At 71.5% G+C, this 14,648-nt stretch carries 13 protein-coding genes; 6 read left to right on the top strand and 7 right to left on the bottom strand.

What is annotated here, in order from left to right; translation table 11 throughout:
- Positions 1-857 (top strand): prenyltransferase (locus tag QL985_RS10515; RefSeq protein ID WP_290147787.1); only part of this gene is annotated, 857 nt, incomplete at its 5' end.
- Positions 858-1,023: 166 nt separating this feature from the next.
- On the opposite strand, the gene QL985_RS10510 is transcribed toward QL985_RS10515, so the two are convergent.
- Positions 1,024-2,001 (bottom strand): LLM class flavin-dependent oxidoreductase, encoded by a 978-nt coding sequence (locus QL985_RS10510; RefSeq protein WP_124109922.1) that lies wholly within the window; start codon positions 1,999-2,001, stop codon positions 1,024-1,026.
- Between the two features lie 296 nt (positions 2,002-2,297).
- On the opposite strand from QL985_RS10510, the gene QL985_RS10505 reads away from it, so the two are divergent.
- The 4 genes from QL985_RS10505 to QL985_RS10490 all read left to right on the top strand — a co-directional run bounded on the left by QL985_RS10505 (position 2,298) and on the right by QL985_RS10490 (position 5,578).
- Positions 2,298-3,242 carry an alpha-ketoglutarate-dependent dioxygenase AlkB gene (locus QL985_RS10505; RefSeq protein WP_220433245.1) on the top strand — a complete coding sequence of 315 codons (945 nt, stop codon included), beginning with the start codon at positions 2,298-2,300 and terminating at the stop codon, positions 3,240-3,242.
- A gap of 162 nt (positions 3,243-3,404) precedes the next feature.
- Positions 3,405-3,932 (top strand): flavin reductase family protein, encoded by a 528-nt coding sequence (locus QL985_RS10500; protein ID WP_259906282.1) that lies wholly within the window; start codon positions 3,405-3,407, stop codon positions 3,930-3,932.
- Positions 3,933-4,204: 272 nt separating this feature from the next.
- The gene (locus QL985_RS10495; protein WP_259906284.1) at positions 4,205-4,867 is read left to right on the top strand and encodes a flavin reductase family protein; all 663 of its coding nucleotides are present in this window, start codon (positions 4,205-4,207) and stop codon (positions 4,865-4,867) included.
- Between the two features lie 156 nt (positions 4,868-5,023).
- Entirely contained in the window at positions 5,024-5,578 is a 555-nt protein-coding gene (locus QL985_RS10490; RefSeq protein WP_259906285.1) for a YceI family protein, read from the top strand.
- A gap of 198 nt (positions 5,579-5,776) precedes the next feature.
- On the opposite strand, the gene QL985_RS10485 is transcribed toward QL985_RS10490, so the two are convergent.
- Together QL985_RS10485 and QL985_RS10480 are read right to left on the bottom strand one after the other, a co-directional pair.
- Positions 5,777-6,025, bottom strand: a complete 249-nt coding sequence (locus QL985_RS10485) for a hypothetical protein (RefSeq protein ID WP_259906286.1) — start codon at positions 6,023-6,025, stop codon at positions 5,777-5,779.
- Positions 6,022-6,729, bottom strand: coding sequence for a cell division protein CrgA (locus QL985_RS10480; protein WP_257744247.1), 708 nt, complete (start codon positions 6,727-6,729; stop codon positions 6,022-6,024). The genes QL985_RS10485 and QL985_RS10480 overlap by 4 nt, the downstream gene beginning before the upstream one ends.
- Before the next feature lie 186 nt (positions 6,730-6,915).
- On the opposite strand from QL985_RS10480, the gene QL985_RS10475 reads away from it, so the two are divergent.
- Positions 6,916-7,557: an aminodeoxychorismate/anthranilate synthase component II gene (locus tag QL985_RS10475; protein ID WP_039101338.1), complete on the top strand. Its 642-nt coding sequence runs from the start codon at positions 6,916-6,918 to the stop codon at positions 7,555-7,557.
- Between the two features lie 171 nt (positions 7,558-7,728).
- Here the strand turns inward: QL985_RS10475 and pknB are convergent, their stop codons facing one another.
- From pknB to QL985_RS10455, 4 genes are read right to left on the bottom strand one after another with little or no spacing between them, the layout of a single operon-like run.
- Complete coding sequence (pknB, locus tag QL985_RS10470) at positions 7,729-9,660, bottom strand: Stk1 family PASTA domain-containing Ser/Thr kinase (protein WP_259905617.1); 1,932 nt, start codon at positions 9,658-9,660, stop codon at positions 7,729-7,731.
- A gap of 5 nt (positions 9,661-9,665) precedes the next feature.
- On the bottom strand, positions 9,666-11,414 hold the full coding sequence (locus QL985_RS10465) for a protein kinase (protein ID WP_039101340.1): 1,749 nt from the start codon (positions 11,412-11,414) through the stop codon (positions 9,666-9,668).
- Positions 11,411-12,853, bottom strand: coding sequence for a penicillin-binding transpeptidase domain-containing protein (locus QL985_RS10460; protein ID WP_135010920.1), 1,443 nt, complete (start codon positions 12,851-12,853; stop codon positions 11,411-11,413). Before QL985_RS10460 ends, QL985_RS10465 begins: the two co-directional genes overlap by 4 nt.
- A complete protein-coding gene (locus QL985_RS10455; protein ID WP_186319748.1) occupies positions 12,850-14,559 on the bottom strand; it encodes an FtsW/RodA/SpoVE family cell cycle protein in 1,710 nt (569 codons plus the stop codon). The genes QL985_RS10460 and QL985_RS10455 overlap by 4 nt, the downstream gene beginning before the upstream one ends.
- Positions 14,560-14,648 lie beyond the last annotated feature (89 nt).

The raw sequence follows: 14,648 nt of genomic DNA, 5'->3' as shown, positions 1-14,648 counted from the left end.
TCTGGGCCTCGCGGCCCCTGAGCTGGGTCAACACGGCCTACCCGTTCGCGGCGGCCGTGCTGCTGACCGGCGGGCTGCCGTGGTGGCTCGTGGTGCTGGGCAGCGTGTTCTTCCTGGTGCCCTACAACCTGGCGATGTACGGGATCAACGACGTCTTCGACTACGAGTCGGACCTGCGCAACCCCCGCAAGGGAGGCGTGGAGGGCGCGGTGGTGCACCGGGCGGCGCAGCGGCCCGTGCTGCTGGCGTCCTGCCTGCTGCCGGCGCCGTTCGTCCTGGTGCTCGCGGGCTGGGGCGTGGCCACGGGAAACTGGGTCTCACTCGCGGTGCTCGCGGTGTCCCTGTTCGCGGTGGTCGCCTACTCGTGGGCGGGGCTGCGGTTCAAGGAGCGCCCGTTCCTGGACGCGATGACCTCCGCCACGCACTTCGTCTCCCCGGCCGTGTTCGGGCTCACGCTCGCGGGCGCGGAGTTCACCGGCGGACTGTGGGCTCTGCTGGCCGGGTTCTTCCTGTGGGGCATGGCCTCGCAGATGTTCGGGGCGGTGCAGGACGTGGTCCCGGACCGCGAGGGCGGGCTGGGCTCCGTGGCCACCGTGCTGGGCGCCCGCCCCACGGTGTGGCTCTCCGCGGGGCTGTACGCGCTCGCCGGGATCCTGATGCTGTGCACCGAGTGGCCCGGTCAGCTGGCCGCGCTGCTCGCGGTGCCGTACCTGCTCAATGCCCTGCGCTTCCGCGGCGTCACGGACGCCGACTCCGGGCGCGCGAACGCCGGGTGGAGGACCTTCCTGTGGTTGAACTACCTCACGGGGTTCCTGGTGACCATGCTGCTGATCTGGTGGTCCCAGGCCCGCGGGTGACACCTCCTGCTGGCGCCCTGCCGTGTGCCGGCGGCGCTCCTGGTCCCGGGTGCAGTGCGGCCTGGTCCGGGACGAACCCACGCCCGTCCGGTGGGGCCTGCCGACGAGAGCGTGAACGGTGGCGGGCTCCGGGGGCGGGACGGGCGCCGTCGCCCTTCGGAGCCGCTCAGGACCAGTTGCGGGCGAGCAGCTCCATGGACTGCAGGACGTCCGGCTGGCGCGTGGACAGGGGCGAGATCATGAGCTCGTCCGCGTCCGCGTGGTCCGCGAAGCGGTGCAGGTAGTCCACCACGGTGTCCGGGGTGCCCACGCCCATGTAGCTGAGCATGTGCAGGATCTGGGACGCGGCGGGCGAGGCCATGACCATGTCCATCTCCTCGTCCGAGAACTCGCGGCCGCGGCCCAGCATGAGCTTCACGCGGGCCCGCTGCGTGGCCTCGAGCTGTCGCGCGGCGTCCTGGGCGTCCTCGGAGACGATCACGTTCACGGCCGCGATCACGTACGGCTCCGCGAGCTGCTCGGAGGGCTGGAACTGGGAGCGGTAGGCCGCCACGGCATCCACCAGCGCGTCCGGGGCGAAGTGCGAGGCGAACGCGTACGGCAGGCCGTAGGCCGCCGCGAGCTGGGCGCCGAACAGGGACGAGCCGAGGATGGTCAGGGGTACGTTCGTGCCCGCACCCGGCACCGCGCGCACCCCCGGGATGATGGACTCGTCCCGCAGGTAGCCCTGCAGCTCCTTGACGTCCTGCGGGAAGTTCTCCGCGGCCTCCGGGGAGCGGCGCAGCGCCCGCAGGGTGCGCGGGTCCGTGCCGGGGGCGCGTCCCAGTCCCAGGTCGATGCGTCCGGGGTGCAGCTCCGCCAGGGTGCCGAACTGCTCGGCGATCGTCAGGGGCGAGTGGTTGGGCAGCATCACGCCGCCGGAGCCCAACCGGATGCGTTCCGTGTGGGCAGCCACGTGCGCGATCAGCACGGCCGGGGCGGAGGATGCGATGGTGGGCATGTTGTGGTGCTCCGCGTACCAGACGCGGGAGTAGCCCAGCTTCTCGGCGTGCTGGGCGAGTGTCACGGAGTCCGCGAAACTCTCCCCGAGGGACTGGTCTTTGCGCACGGTGGCGAAATCGATGACGGACAGGGGCAGGGCCATGCCGAATCCTTTCCAGACGAAAACTTGCTGTGGAAATAACGGGGTGGGCGGGCGTGGTATTCCGCAGGGCCGGGGCGGCTGGGTGCGGCCCGTGCAGTGGCGCCGCTGCGCCGCACCGTGGCGGCGCCGAGCGGCTGCAGTGCCTACGAACCGCCGCGCCGTCCCCGCCGTGCCGCCGATTGGCCGCGTGGTCCAGCCGTGCTCTCGAGCGCCCCGCGCTCGTCAGCGGTGATCTTCCCGGCAGGTCGTCGGGGAGTTCGGGTGTGGGTGTCGGAGCGCGGCTCTACGCTCGGGCCATGTCCGACTACGAGGTCGCGGAGCTCTTCACCGTCCCACGCTCACGCCGAGTGCTGGCACCCGGTGCGGTGCACCTGCCCAACTGGCTGGACCACGGGCAGCAGCAGGAGCTGGTGGCGGTCTGCCGGGAGTGGGTACGAGCCGCTCCCATGAAGCACCAGGTCATGCCCGGTGGGGGCCGGATGTCCGTGCAGTCGGTCATGCTGGGCACGCGTGAGCCTTACCGCTACGGCGCTGCCGCGGGCCCGCGCCTGCCCGAGCTGCCGGAGTGGCTCATGGCGCTCGGCACGCGCGCGGTGGCGGAGGCCTATGCGCCGGGCACGGACGACGACGCCGCGGGGCCGGGTCGAGGCGCTCGGTCGGGTGGCCCGGCAGGTCCGGGCACCGCTGCGGAAAGGGGTGCGACGGCGAGACCAGAGACCCCTGCGGCGCAGGATGCCGCTGCGCAACAGGGCGGACTCAGAGTGCCGAACGGCGCGGCGGGACAAGGCACCGCCGCGCGACCGGGCGGACTCAGGGGGCCGAACGGCACGGCTCCCGTGGGCCGGGTGGCCGAGCCCACCCCGGACCCCGTGGCCTTCGACGGCAGCGAACGGGTGGTGCGCGAGCACCGCCCGGACTCCGCGCTGGTCAACTTCTACGACGACGCCGCCCACATGGGCATGCACCAGGACAAGGACGAGTTCTCTGCGGCGCCCATCGTCTCCCTCTCTCTCGGGGACACGTGCGTGTTCCGCTTCGGCAACACCGAGACCCGCACGGCGCCGTACCAGGACGTGGAGCTGCGGTCCGGGGACCTCTTCGTGTTCGGCGGACCGTCTCGTTACGCGTTCCACGGCGTGCCCAGGGTGCTGCCGGGCACCGGTGGGCGACAGCTGGGGCTCAAGAACGGCGGGCGGCTGAACATCACGCTGCGCATGACGGGTGGCCGCGGCGGCAGGTGACGGGACACGGGTGCCGCCGCCGGGGAGGGCCAGGACCGGCGCGGGACGACCAGCTGCACGTGGGCGTGACGTGGTCGACACGGGGTGGGGCGAGCGCGGCCGCGGGACTCCGCGGCGGACATGGCCGGGCAGTGCCGTGGGTGACGGTGACACACTGGGCCCATGCAGATCGAACCCGTGGATCCGAACCCGGCCGAGGCCCAGGTGGAGCGCTACCGCACCCTGGCCGCCGAGCACGCTTCGGGGGTGGGGGTGGTGTGCTCCCGGTACCGGGGCAAGGACCACGCGATCACGGTGACCGCCTTCGCGGACGTCTCCTACGACCCGCCCACCATGCTGGTGTGCCTGCACGACATGGGCCGGATGTGCGAGGCCGTGGAGAGCAGCGGAACGTGGACGCTGTCCCTGCTGGCCTCGGGTCAGCGCTCCGTGGCCAACTGGCTCGCGAGTCCCGGCAACCCCGTGGACGGGTTGCTGGACACCGTCCCGTTCCACCGCACCCAGCGCACGGGCACCCCGGTGATCGACGGCTGCCTGAGCTGGTTCGAGCTGGACACCGTCTCCGCGCACACGGCGGCCACGCACCTGGTGGTGGTGGGCAGGGTCACCGCGATGGGCCGCGGTGCGGGTGCCGGTTCCACGGACCGTCCCCTGATCCACTACGCCAGGGAGTACAAGACCATCGGATGACATGAAACCGAGCAGTGTCCCCAACCGCCCGCCCCGGGCCGATCCTTGACAGCGCGCGGACGGAATGGCCCCGAGCGCGTGGCACCTGTGGGGCGAACGGTGGAGTTGCAGGTGCGAATCTGTCCCCCAAGGTGGCGCCGCTCTGCGCCGTGTGGCCCAGAATGTGGACCCTCGGGCGGTGTCCTGCGGGCGCTGTCCCTGGCAGGATCGGAGGTGCAGGGAGAGACAGAGGGCCGGGCCGACGACCCCGGAGCACCGCGGGAGAGGAACCCATGATCATGTCGGAGCGCGTCAGCGAGAGAACCCCCCAGGACACCACACCGCAGAGCGGGGCGGAGTTGGAGGGTGTGCCCGCCACGGGGCGGGAGGCTGAAAGCGTGGCGGCGCACGCCGTGGATCTCGTGGCCCCCACGGAGGCGCTGCAGAGCGATCCCGGACTCACCGAGGGGTTCAAGTCCGCGTTCGGCCAGCACCCTGCGGGCATCGCCATCATCACGGTGGCCGGCCCGGAGGGCCCGGTGGGCCTCACGGCGTCCTCGGTGTCCTCGATCTCCGCGGACCCGCCCATCCTGGGGTTCTCCCTGCAGGCCAAGCGCGGCTCCGCCGCGGTGGTGGCCACCGCAGATTCGTTCATCGTCCACTTCCTGGACTCCGACAACGTGGAGCTGGCCCGTTCCTTCGCGATCTCCGGTGCCCCGCGCTTCGGGGAGGACATGGCCTGGGAGACCCTGCCCACGGGTGAACCCCGGCTCACGGATGTGCGCCGCGTGCTGCGCGCCATTCCGCTGGCCCGCATCAAGGCCGGGCCCGCGCTGGTGTTCAATGCCGCGGTGGTGGACGTCCTGGGCGAGGAGGGCTCCGGCAGCCCCCTGGTGTACCACCAGCGCCAGTTCCACGGCCTGAGCCACAACTCGGTGCTGGACCTGCACCTCTAGTCCGGCCGGGGGGAGGCGCTGCGGCCCCTGTCGGGACCCGCGCAGAAAGTTTCTGCCACATACATTGACGCATCATCAAAGTGGGCGTAATTTAGTTTCCGAAGCAAGCAAGTGGTCGGTGCAGCGCCGACCCACGAGACGCGGAGGAACGCACCCATGAACACCCTCGACGGCATGACCACCGGCACCTGGACCCTCGACCCGGCGCACACCGAGGTGGGGTTCTCGGTCCGCCACGCCGGCATCTCCAAGGTCCGCGGCACGTTCGCCGGGGTCTCCGGCGAACTGACCGTGGCCGAGGACGCCTCTCGGTCCACCGGCCGGGTGGAGATCGAGATGGCCTCGGTGGACACCAAGAACGAGGCCCGCGACAACCACGTGCGCTCCGCGGAGTTCTTCGACGTGGAGACCTTCCCGCAGATGAGCTATGACATCACCGGCGTGCACCTGGACGGCGGGGAAGGCACGGTCACGGGCACCCTGACCCTGCGCGGGGTCTCCCGCGAGGTGGAGCTCGAGACGGAGTTCAACGGCGTGGCCGTGGACGCGTTCGGCACCACCCGGGCGGGCTTCACCGCCGCCACCGCGATCTCCCGCAAGGAGTTCGGCATCACCTGGAACGCGGCCCTGGAGGCCGGCGGGGTCATGGTCTCGGACAAGGTCCGGATCGACCTGGACGTGGAGTTCACCGCTCCCGGCTCCGCCGCCTGAGACGCTCAGCAGTCTGAGCGGCTCCCCGCCTCAGCGGCTCCGCCCCTGAGCGGTGCTCGTGACGTGCCGGTGCCCCCGATCCTCGACGGGGCGCCGGCGCTGCCGTGTCTGGGAACCGCCGCGGTGCGCGGATGCCTCAGCCGTGGTCTGGTGCCACGGCCCGTTCTCGGGGTCGTGCGCCGTGCGAGCTGACCGGTCTCAGCGCAGCGACTGCACGACGAAGTAGATCAAGGGGACCAGTACGAGCCCCAGCAGCGCGATCCGGCGCACCCGCACTTCCATGCGCGCGGGGTTGATCCGGGGGGTGTGCTCACGGGGACCGGATTCGCTCCCGGTCCGAGAGCCGCCCTCGAGGTCATCGGCCTCCGTGAGGGGCCCCGGTGGCGTCGTCCCGGATCCCTCGGGGTCGGAGCGGTCCCCGGGGCGCGGGCCCTGAGGCGTGCTCATCGCCACTGCGTGGTCATGATCAGCCCGGCGAGCATGAACCCGAGACCGATGAACAGGTTCCACTCGCCGATCCCCGGGATGGGCACCAGGCCTTGGAACAGGTAGTAGGCGATGATCCACAGCAGCCCCACGATCATCAGGCCGATCATGATCACCTTGAACCACATGGGCGTGGGGCGGTACTCGGTGGCGCGGTGCTCGCGGGCCTCGGCCTTGGCGGCCTTCTCCTCGCGGCGCCTGGCCTGCCGGGCGGCCTTGATGCGGGCCTTGGCCTCCGCCGGGGTCTCCTCCGCGGTGTCCTCGGCGCCCACGGTGGCGGCCTGCGGGGCGGCGTGGTCCGCGCCGGTGGTGCTCGCCGCATCCGACGACGCCGTGGCCGACGTCTGCGCGCTCGTTTTCTTCCCGCGCTTCCTGCGCTTCGTGGACGGCGTGACCGCAGCGTCGGGCTCGTGGTCGGCCGCGGTGTCCGAGGCGGCTCCGGGGCCCCCGGCGAGCTCGGTGTCCGTGACCGCGTCCCGCGCCGAGACGGAGGTGGAACCGGCCTGGCGGGTGGCCGCACGCTCGAAGGAGGCCGCGGCGCTGTTGCGCGGCAGGATCTCCGCGGCGAGGGCGGCGAGCTCGCGGTCCTCCTCCGTGAGGCTGAACTGCTGTGTTTCGTCCTGGGCGTTGCGGGATCTACCGAAGCGCTTCTTGGGCTGCGACACTGCTGATCATTCCTCCTAGCGCGGGAGCGACCCGGCGCCGTGCGGGTGGGTCCGTGGCTCGCGCGGGCGCCCACCGGTGAACTCCGGGGCGGCGGCCCCGGCGTGACATCGCCGTTCAGTCTATCGCCCGCGCGGGCGTAGACTTGCGCGAGTTCTTTCAACCGGTGAACGCGCAGGAGTTCTTGAGTGTCTGTGAAGATCCTCGTCGTGGACAACTACGACAGCTTTGTCTACACGCTGGTGGGCTACCTCCAGCAGCTGGGTGCCCAGACCACCGTGGTGCGCAACGACGACCTCGACGTCCCCGCCGCCACGGCCCTCGCGGGCGAGCACCAGGGCGTGCTGCTCTCACCGGGCCCCGGAGCCCCCGCGGACGCGGGCGTGTGCTCTGACCTGATCCGCTGGGCGGAGCGCACCCGCACCCCGTTGCTCGGCGTGTGCCTGGGCCACCAGGCCCTGGGCGAGGTCTACGGGGCGCGCGTGGGCCACGCGCAGCAGCTGATGCACGGCAAGACCTCCCAGCTGGTGCACCAGGGGGAGAGCGTCTTCGCCGGGGTCCCCTCGCCGTTCACCGCCACCCGGTACCACTCGCTCGCCGTGGCCGCGGACACCGTCCCGGACTGCCTGGAGGTCACCGCCACCACGGACGACGGGCAGGTGGTCATGGGGCTCAGGCACCGCACCGCCCCGCTGCACGGCGTGCAGTTCCACCCGGAGTCCGTGCTCACCGAGGGCGGCTACCTCATGCTGGGCAACTGGCTCGAGGAGGTCGGCCAGGACGGTGCCGCAGCCGCTGCCGCGGGGCTGTCCCCGCTCATGACGGCTTGACCCGCTGCGCCGAGTGGCGCCCCGTATGAGAAGACCCGCGGTCCCTTGAGGGGCCGCGGGTCTTCTGCGTCTGCCACTGTCTGCCGTTGCGACGAGCCGTCGCGGGAGCGGCCTCAGGGCCGGCAACCGTGGCCGGATGGAGAACGGTGCGACGGAGACGTCCCGCTGACGTCAGCGGCCGCTGCCGCGCGAGGCCGTGGACCCGCCCGAGGGCTGCGGCCGGGTGGGCTTCGGGGAGGCCGTGGCCGTCTCCGCGGGCGCCGTGGGCTCCGTGGGCTCCTCCGGGGTCCGCGACGGTGTGGGGGACGGTTCGGTCTTCTTCGCGACCGTGAGCGTGATGGTGGACCCCTGGCTCACCGACGAACCGGCGGGGGCGGACTGCGCGAGCACCGTTCCCGTCTCCGCGTCCTCCGTCTCGCGGATCTCCACGTTGGAGTTGAGCCGCACGTCCTCGGAGCGCAGGGCGCTCTCGGCGTCCGCGCGGCTGCGGCCCACCACGTCCGGGACCGTCACCTTTCCCGAGGACACCTGCAGCTTCACCGCGCTGTCCCTGGCCACGGAGCTGCCGGGTGCGGGATCCGAGGAGATCACCGCGTTCGCCGGCACGGTGGCGCTGTTGACGGTGCTCACGGGGCCCACGGTGAGGCCGGCGTGCTGGATGGACTCTCGGGCGTACTCGAGGGACTGGCCCACGATGTCTTCCGGGACCTTCACGTTCTCCGGGCCCTCGGACACCCTCACCACCACGGAGGAGTCCCGGTCCACCTCGGTGCCGGCGGCCGGGGACACGGCGATCACGTGCTTGTCCGGCACGGTGTCGCTGTGCTCCGGGGTGAACGTGGGGTTCAGGCCCGCGTCCCGCAGGGTGTTCTCGGCGGTGGTGCTGTCCATGCCCTCGACCTGGGGCACGGTCACCCGGGCCACCTGCTCCACCTGCTGGCTCTGCCACCACTGCACGCCCAGCACCGTTCCGGCCCCCAGCAGGGAGAGCAGCAGGACGACGACCAGGACGACGACCCAGCCACGCCGCCCGTGCCGCCGCTCGGGAACGTCGGCATCGTCGTCGTCCGGCTCGAAGGGCCCGGGCCGCGGGGACGGCGTGGGCTCCGTGTCCTCGCTGCGCCCCGCCGCCGTGACGGCTCCGGCGGCGACCGCGGCTCCCACGGCGGGAAGGGTCTTGGTGTGGGAGTCCGCCAGGGCAGCGGCGTCCGTGGGGCTGATGGGCTGGGTGGCACCCAGATCGGCGGGCAGGGCGGCCCCGAGCTCCCGCAGGGCGCGGCGCATCTGACCGGCGTCCGCGAAGCGGTCCTGCGGGTTCTTGGCCAGGGCCCGTTCCATGAAGCGGTCCACGGCGGGCGGCAGCTGCGGGTTCAGGGCCGACGGCGCGGGCGGTGCGTCCCGCACGTGCTGCGCGGCGATCGCCACGGAGGACTCGCCCACGAAGGGCGCGCGGCCCGTGAGCATCTCGAAAAGCACGCACGCCGCGGAGTAGAGGTCCGAGCGGGGGTCCACGGCGGCCCCGCGAGCCTGCTCCGGGGAGAGGTACTGCGCGGTGCCCAGCACCGCCTGGGACTGCGTGAGCGCCGCCTGGGTGTCCTCCACGGCGCGCGCGATGCCGAAGTCCATGACCTTCACGCTGCCGTCCGGGGTGACCTTCACGTTGGCGGGCTTGATGTCCCGGTGCACGATCCCCGCCCGGTGGCTGAAGGACAGCGCGTCCACGATCCCGAGCATGTACTCGACGGCCTCGGCGGGGGCCACGCCCGGGCCGTGGATCAGCTCGCGCAGGGTCTCCCCGGGCACGTACTCCATCACGATGTACGGCCGCAGCACGCCGTCCGGGCTCTGCGGCCGGATCTCGCCGGTGTCGTAGATGGCCACGATGGAGTGGTGGTTCAGGGACGCGACCGCGTGCGCCTCGCGCTGGAACCGTTCGTGGAAGGTCTCGTCCGCCGCGAGCTCGGGGCGCAGGATCTTGATGGCCACCTGGCGGCCCAGCCGGACGTCCTGGCCCACGTGCACCGTGGCCATGCCGCCGCGGCCGATGACCTCGCCGACCTGGTAGCGGTCGTTGATCAGCTCGGGAACCGAAGACCCACCCATGTGCTCTACCCGTCCGTGCCCGTGCCGGGGGAGGGAGCCGCCACGGCACCCGTGTCCTGCGGGGCGGTGGAGTCCGTGGTGCCGTCAGCCTGCACGCCCTGTCCGTTGGTGACGCCGCCGCCCTGCGTGCCGCCGGAGGCACCGTTCTCGGGAGCGGCGCCGTTCGTGGCGCCGTTGCCCTCGGTGTTGGGAGCGGCAGGGGGGACCGAGTTGCCGGGGATCGCGGGCCCCTGGTCCGGGTCCTGCGTGGGCGCGGGCTGCGAGGGTGCCGGGGTGGCTCCGCCACCGGAGCCCTGGGTCGGAGCGGCCGCGGGATCCCATGCCACGTACATGACCACCGTGGAGCCGACTGCCACGTCCGTGCCGCCCGCGGGATCCGAGGAGACCACGGTGTTGGCGGGCCGCCCGGTGTCCCGCTGCAACCGCTTGTCCACGTTCACGCCCATGGCGGTGATCTCGTTGGAGACCTGGTCCGCGTCCCGGCCCACGATGTTCTGGGGCAGGGTCACGGTGTTCTCCGGCGTGGGTGTCACGGTGGAGGAGGTCACGGTTCCCGGTGCCGGGGAGTCTGCGGAATCCCGTGTGGAGAAGAACCACACGCCCGCGAGCACGAGCACCGCGAGGAGCGCGAGCAGGGGGAGAAGCCACGCCCACACCGACCGTTTGGCCTTCTTGCCGGACGAGCCCTCCGACCCCCGGGTCTGCTCCACCGCGTCGAACTGTGCCGTGGACGGGTGGGCGCTGTACCGGGGGTCCGGGCGGTCCGCGGCGGCCGCGGAACTCGTGACGGCGGAGGCCGACCCGGCGGTGCCGGGCATGGCGCGCGTGCTCGGCCCGGAGACCGGGGCCATCGCCTCGGTGGGCTGGTCGTCGGCGGACCCGGTGTCGGACAGCCACGGGCCCATGCCGGGCACCATGGTCACGGCGGAGGCCACGTCCCCGCGGCGCAGGGCGTCCACGGCGTTGGCGAGCTTGCCGGCGTTCTCGGGCCGGTCCTCGGGATCCTTGGCCAGCATGGACATGATGAGCGCCCGCACCGGTTCCGGAACGGAGTCCGGCAGCGGCGGGGGGTTGTCGTTGACCTGGGCCAGGGCGATCGCGATCTGCGACTCCCCGGTGAAGGGCCGCCGCCCGGCGAGCAGCTCGTAGCCGATGATGCCCAGCGAGTAGATGTCGGAGGAGCCCGTGGCGGTCTGGCCCGTGGCCTGCTCCGGGGCGAGGTACTGGGCGGTGCCCATGACCTGGCCCGTGGCCGTCAGCGGCACCTGGTCCGCGAGGCGCGCGATGCCGAAGTCCGTGACCTTGACCCGGTTGTCCGGGGTGATGATCAGGTTGCCGGGCTTCACGTCCCGGTGCACCAGACCCTGCGCGTGGGCGGCCGCGAGGGCGCGCGCCGTCTGGCCGATGTAGTTGAGCACGGTGTCCGCGTCCAGCGACTTCTGCCGGTCGATGATGTTGGACAGCGGCTCGCCCGGCACGAGCTCCATGACCAGGAACGCGGAGCCCTCGTCCTCGCCGTAGTCGAAGACGTTCGCCACGCCGGGGTGGTTGAGCAGGGCCGTGTGACGGGCCTCGGCCCGGAACCGCTGCAGGAACGTGGGATCCCCGTTGTACTCGTCCTTGAGGATCTTCACGGCCACGATGCGGCCCAGGACCTGGTCCTTGGCCTTCCACACCTCGCCCATGCCACCGATGGCAATTCGCTCCGTGAGCGCGTAGCGACCGCCCAGAATGGTGCTCGACGATGGTCTCACTTGTTCAACACCGCCTCGAAGAGTTGCCGTGCGCTGGGGCTGGTCACGGTGGACCCTGTGGTGACGTCCACGTCCTCGACGACCACGGCCACTGCCAACTGGGGGTCATCGGCGGGCGCGAATCCAGTGAACCACGAATCGTTCAATCCGTCCTCGCCGGTCTCCGCCGTGCCGGTCTTGCCGGCCACCTTCACGCCGGGCACGGCCGCGCCGGAGGCGATGCCGTTGTCCACCACGGAGGTCATCAGCTCGGTCACGGTCTGCGCGGTCTCCGCGTCCGTGGAGCGGCGCAGCTGCTCCGCCTTGAACTCGTCGATCACGGAGAGGTCCGAGGAACGGACGTTCTTGACCAGGCTGGGCTTCATCATCACCCCGTCGTTGGCGATCGCCGCGGAGGTCATGGCCACCTGCAGCGGGGTGGTGCGGACGTCGTACTGCCCGATTGAGGACAGGGCGAGCTGCGCCTGGTTCATCTCCTCGGGGAACACCGAGGGGGTCACCTCCAGCGGGATGCTCAGCTCCTGGCCGTAGCCGAAGTTCTCGGCGGTCTTGCGGATCTCGTCCTGCCCGAGCTCCATCGCGATCTGGGCGAACGGCGTGTTGCAGGACTGCTCCAGGGCGAACTGCAGATTCACCTGCGAGCGGGCCGCGCAGCCACCCTGGCGGTAGTTGGGCAGGGTCACGGTGGTGTCCGGCAGCGGCAGCTCGCTGGGGTTCGGGATCGTGGTGTCCGTGGTGTACTTCCCGGACTCCAGGGCCGCCACGGTGTCGATGAGCTTGAACGTGGAGCCGGGCGCGTAGAGGTCGCCGCCGATCGCGCGGTTCACGAGGGGCTGGGCGGGATCCGCGTTGAGCTGGTCCGCCGCGGCCACCACCTCGTCGGTGTTGTGGGAGGACATGGCGTTCGCGTCGTAGCTCTTGCGGGACACCATGGCCTTGATCTCGCCGGTCTTCGGGTCCACGGCCACGATCGAGCCGTTGTGGCCCTCGAGCGCGTTGTAGGCCACCTTCTGGAGTTTTGAGTCCAGGGTCAGCTCCACGGACGCGCCCTTGGGCTGGTCGCCCGAGAACAGGGAGACCACGCGGTCGTAGAACTGGTCGTCGGAGGCCCCGGAGAGCTCGTCGCCCATGGCGGACTCCAGCCCCGTGGCGCCGTAGACCAGCGAGAAGTAGCCGGTGAGGTTGGAGTACATCGGGGAGTCCGTGTAGACGCGCTGGTGCTCGAAGTCGTCGTTCGACGGAACGGACTTGGCGATCTCCTGGCCGTCCACCAGGATCGAGCCCCGGTCCTGGCCGAACTGCTCGTAGAGGGTCCGGTTGTTCCAGGGGTTGGCCTGGAGGGCATCGGCCGCGAAGAACTGCACGTACGTCAGGGTCAGCAGCAGCACCATCACGATGCCCGCGACCATGAGCCACATCCTGCGGATCGCCTTGTTCACGGAGTCCCTCCTTCCTCGTCGGCCGCGCGTCCGGTGCGCGAATTCGCTTCTGCGGTGTCGTCGGCCGCCGACGACGCCGGGCGGGCCGTTGCGCCCTCCTCGCCCCGTGTGCCGCGCTCGGCGGCGTCCGTGCGGGTCGTGAGACGGGACATCACCTCGGTGGCCGAGCCCGGCCCCGCGGCGTCGTGCGCGGCGGCGTCGAGGGGCTCGGCGGAGGAGGCCAGGGCGGCGGACGGTGTGGGCTGCGTGGCCAGCTCCCGCTCGGCGGCGTCCCCGTCCTGGGCGCGCTGCTCCTCGCGGGCGCGGCGGCGTCGTTCGACCGTCGCGAGGTCCTCGTCCGTGGCGGGGCCGGTGGCCACCGGGCGCCGGGCGCTGTGGGAGATGGCCAGCAGGATGGCCACGATGATCCAGTTGGAGAGCAGGGACGAACCGCCGGCGGACATGAACGGTGTGGTCAGTCCGGTCAGCGGCAGCAGGCGGGTCACGCCGCCCACCACGATGAACAGCTGCAGCACCATCAGCGCGGACAGCCCGCCCGCGAGCAGCTTGCCGAACGCGTCCCGGGTGCCGAGCGCCGCGCGCAGACCGCGCGAGGCGAAGAGCAGGAACATCACCAGGATCGCCGAGAGCCCGATCAGGCCGAGCTCCTCGCCGAACGCCGTGATGATCATGTCCGAGTTGGCATACGAGACGAGGTCCGGGCGGCCCTGCCCGAGCCCCTGGCCGAAGAGCCCGCCCGAGGCGAGGCCGAAGAGCCCCTGCACGATCTGGGCGGAGCCCCCGGGGGAGCGTGTGTAGACCTCGGGGTCGAACGCGGACAGCCAGGCGTCCAGGCGCAGGCTCACGTGGGAGAAGATGCGGCTCGCGGCGAAACCGCCCACGAGCATGAGCACGAGGCCTAGCACAATCCAGCCCAGGCGACCGGTGGCCAGGTAGAGCATGGCCAGGAACAGGCCGAAGAACATGATGGCCGTGCCCATGTCCTTCTGCAGCACGAGCACCCCGATCGCGATGAGCCACGCGGCCAGCATGGGCGCGATGTCCTTGAAGCGCGGCAGCCGCACGGGCCCCACCTTGCGCCCCGCCAGCAGGATGAGGTCCCGGTTCATGGACAGGTACCCGGCGAAGAAGATGGCGAGCGTGATCTTGGCGATCTCACCGGGCTGGAACGTGCGTCCCGCCACGGAGATCCACAGCCGGGCGCCGTTGATCTCCACGCCGAGCCCCGGAACCATGGGCAGCAGGAGCAGCACCACGGACAGCAGCAGCATGGTGTAGGTGACGTTGCGCAGCCGACGGTGGTCCTTGAGGAACCACAGCACCACGCAGCACGTGACCATCGCCACGGCGGTCCACACCACCTGGGTGTTCGCGGCGGTCTGGCCCGTGGAGAGGTCGATGCGGTGGATCATGGCCAGGCCCAGGCCGTTGAGCGCCACGGCAATGGGCAGCAGGTACGGGTCCGCGTACCGGGCGCGGATCCACAGCACCACGTGCACGAGCAGCGCGCCCCCGGCCAGGACGGCCCCGCTCACGATGATGTGGGTGGGGTCCTTCTCCAGCTGCTCGGGGTCCACCAGGATGTTGGCGCCCACGCCGATGGTCAGGGCCATCAGCAGCAGCATCAGCTCGGTGATGCGCCGGGGCTTGGGCAGCACGGCGGGGTGCTGGGCGGGCGCGGCGGCCGGCGCGGCAAGGGTGCTCACGAGCCGTCACCCCCGGAGGAGCTCCGCCCCGGGCTCGGCGAGCCGCTGGCGCTGCGGGACGGATCGGGGGTGGGTGTGGTGACGGTCAC

Source organism: Kocuria sp. APC 4018 (assembly GCF_030407675.1).
Lineage (GTDB): Bacteria > Actinomycetota > Actinomycetes > Actinomycetales > Micrococcaceae > Kocuria > Kocuria rhizophila.
This window is presented reverse-complemented; position numbering and strand designations above follow the sequence as displayed.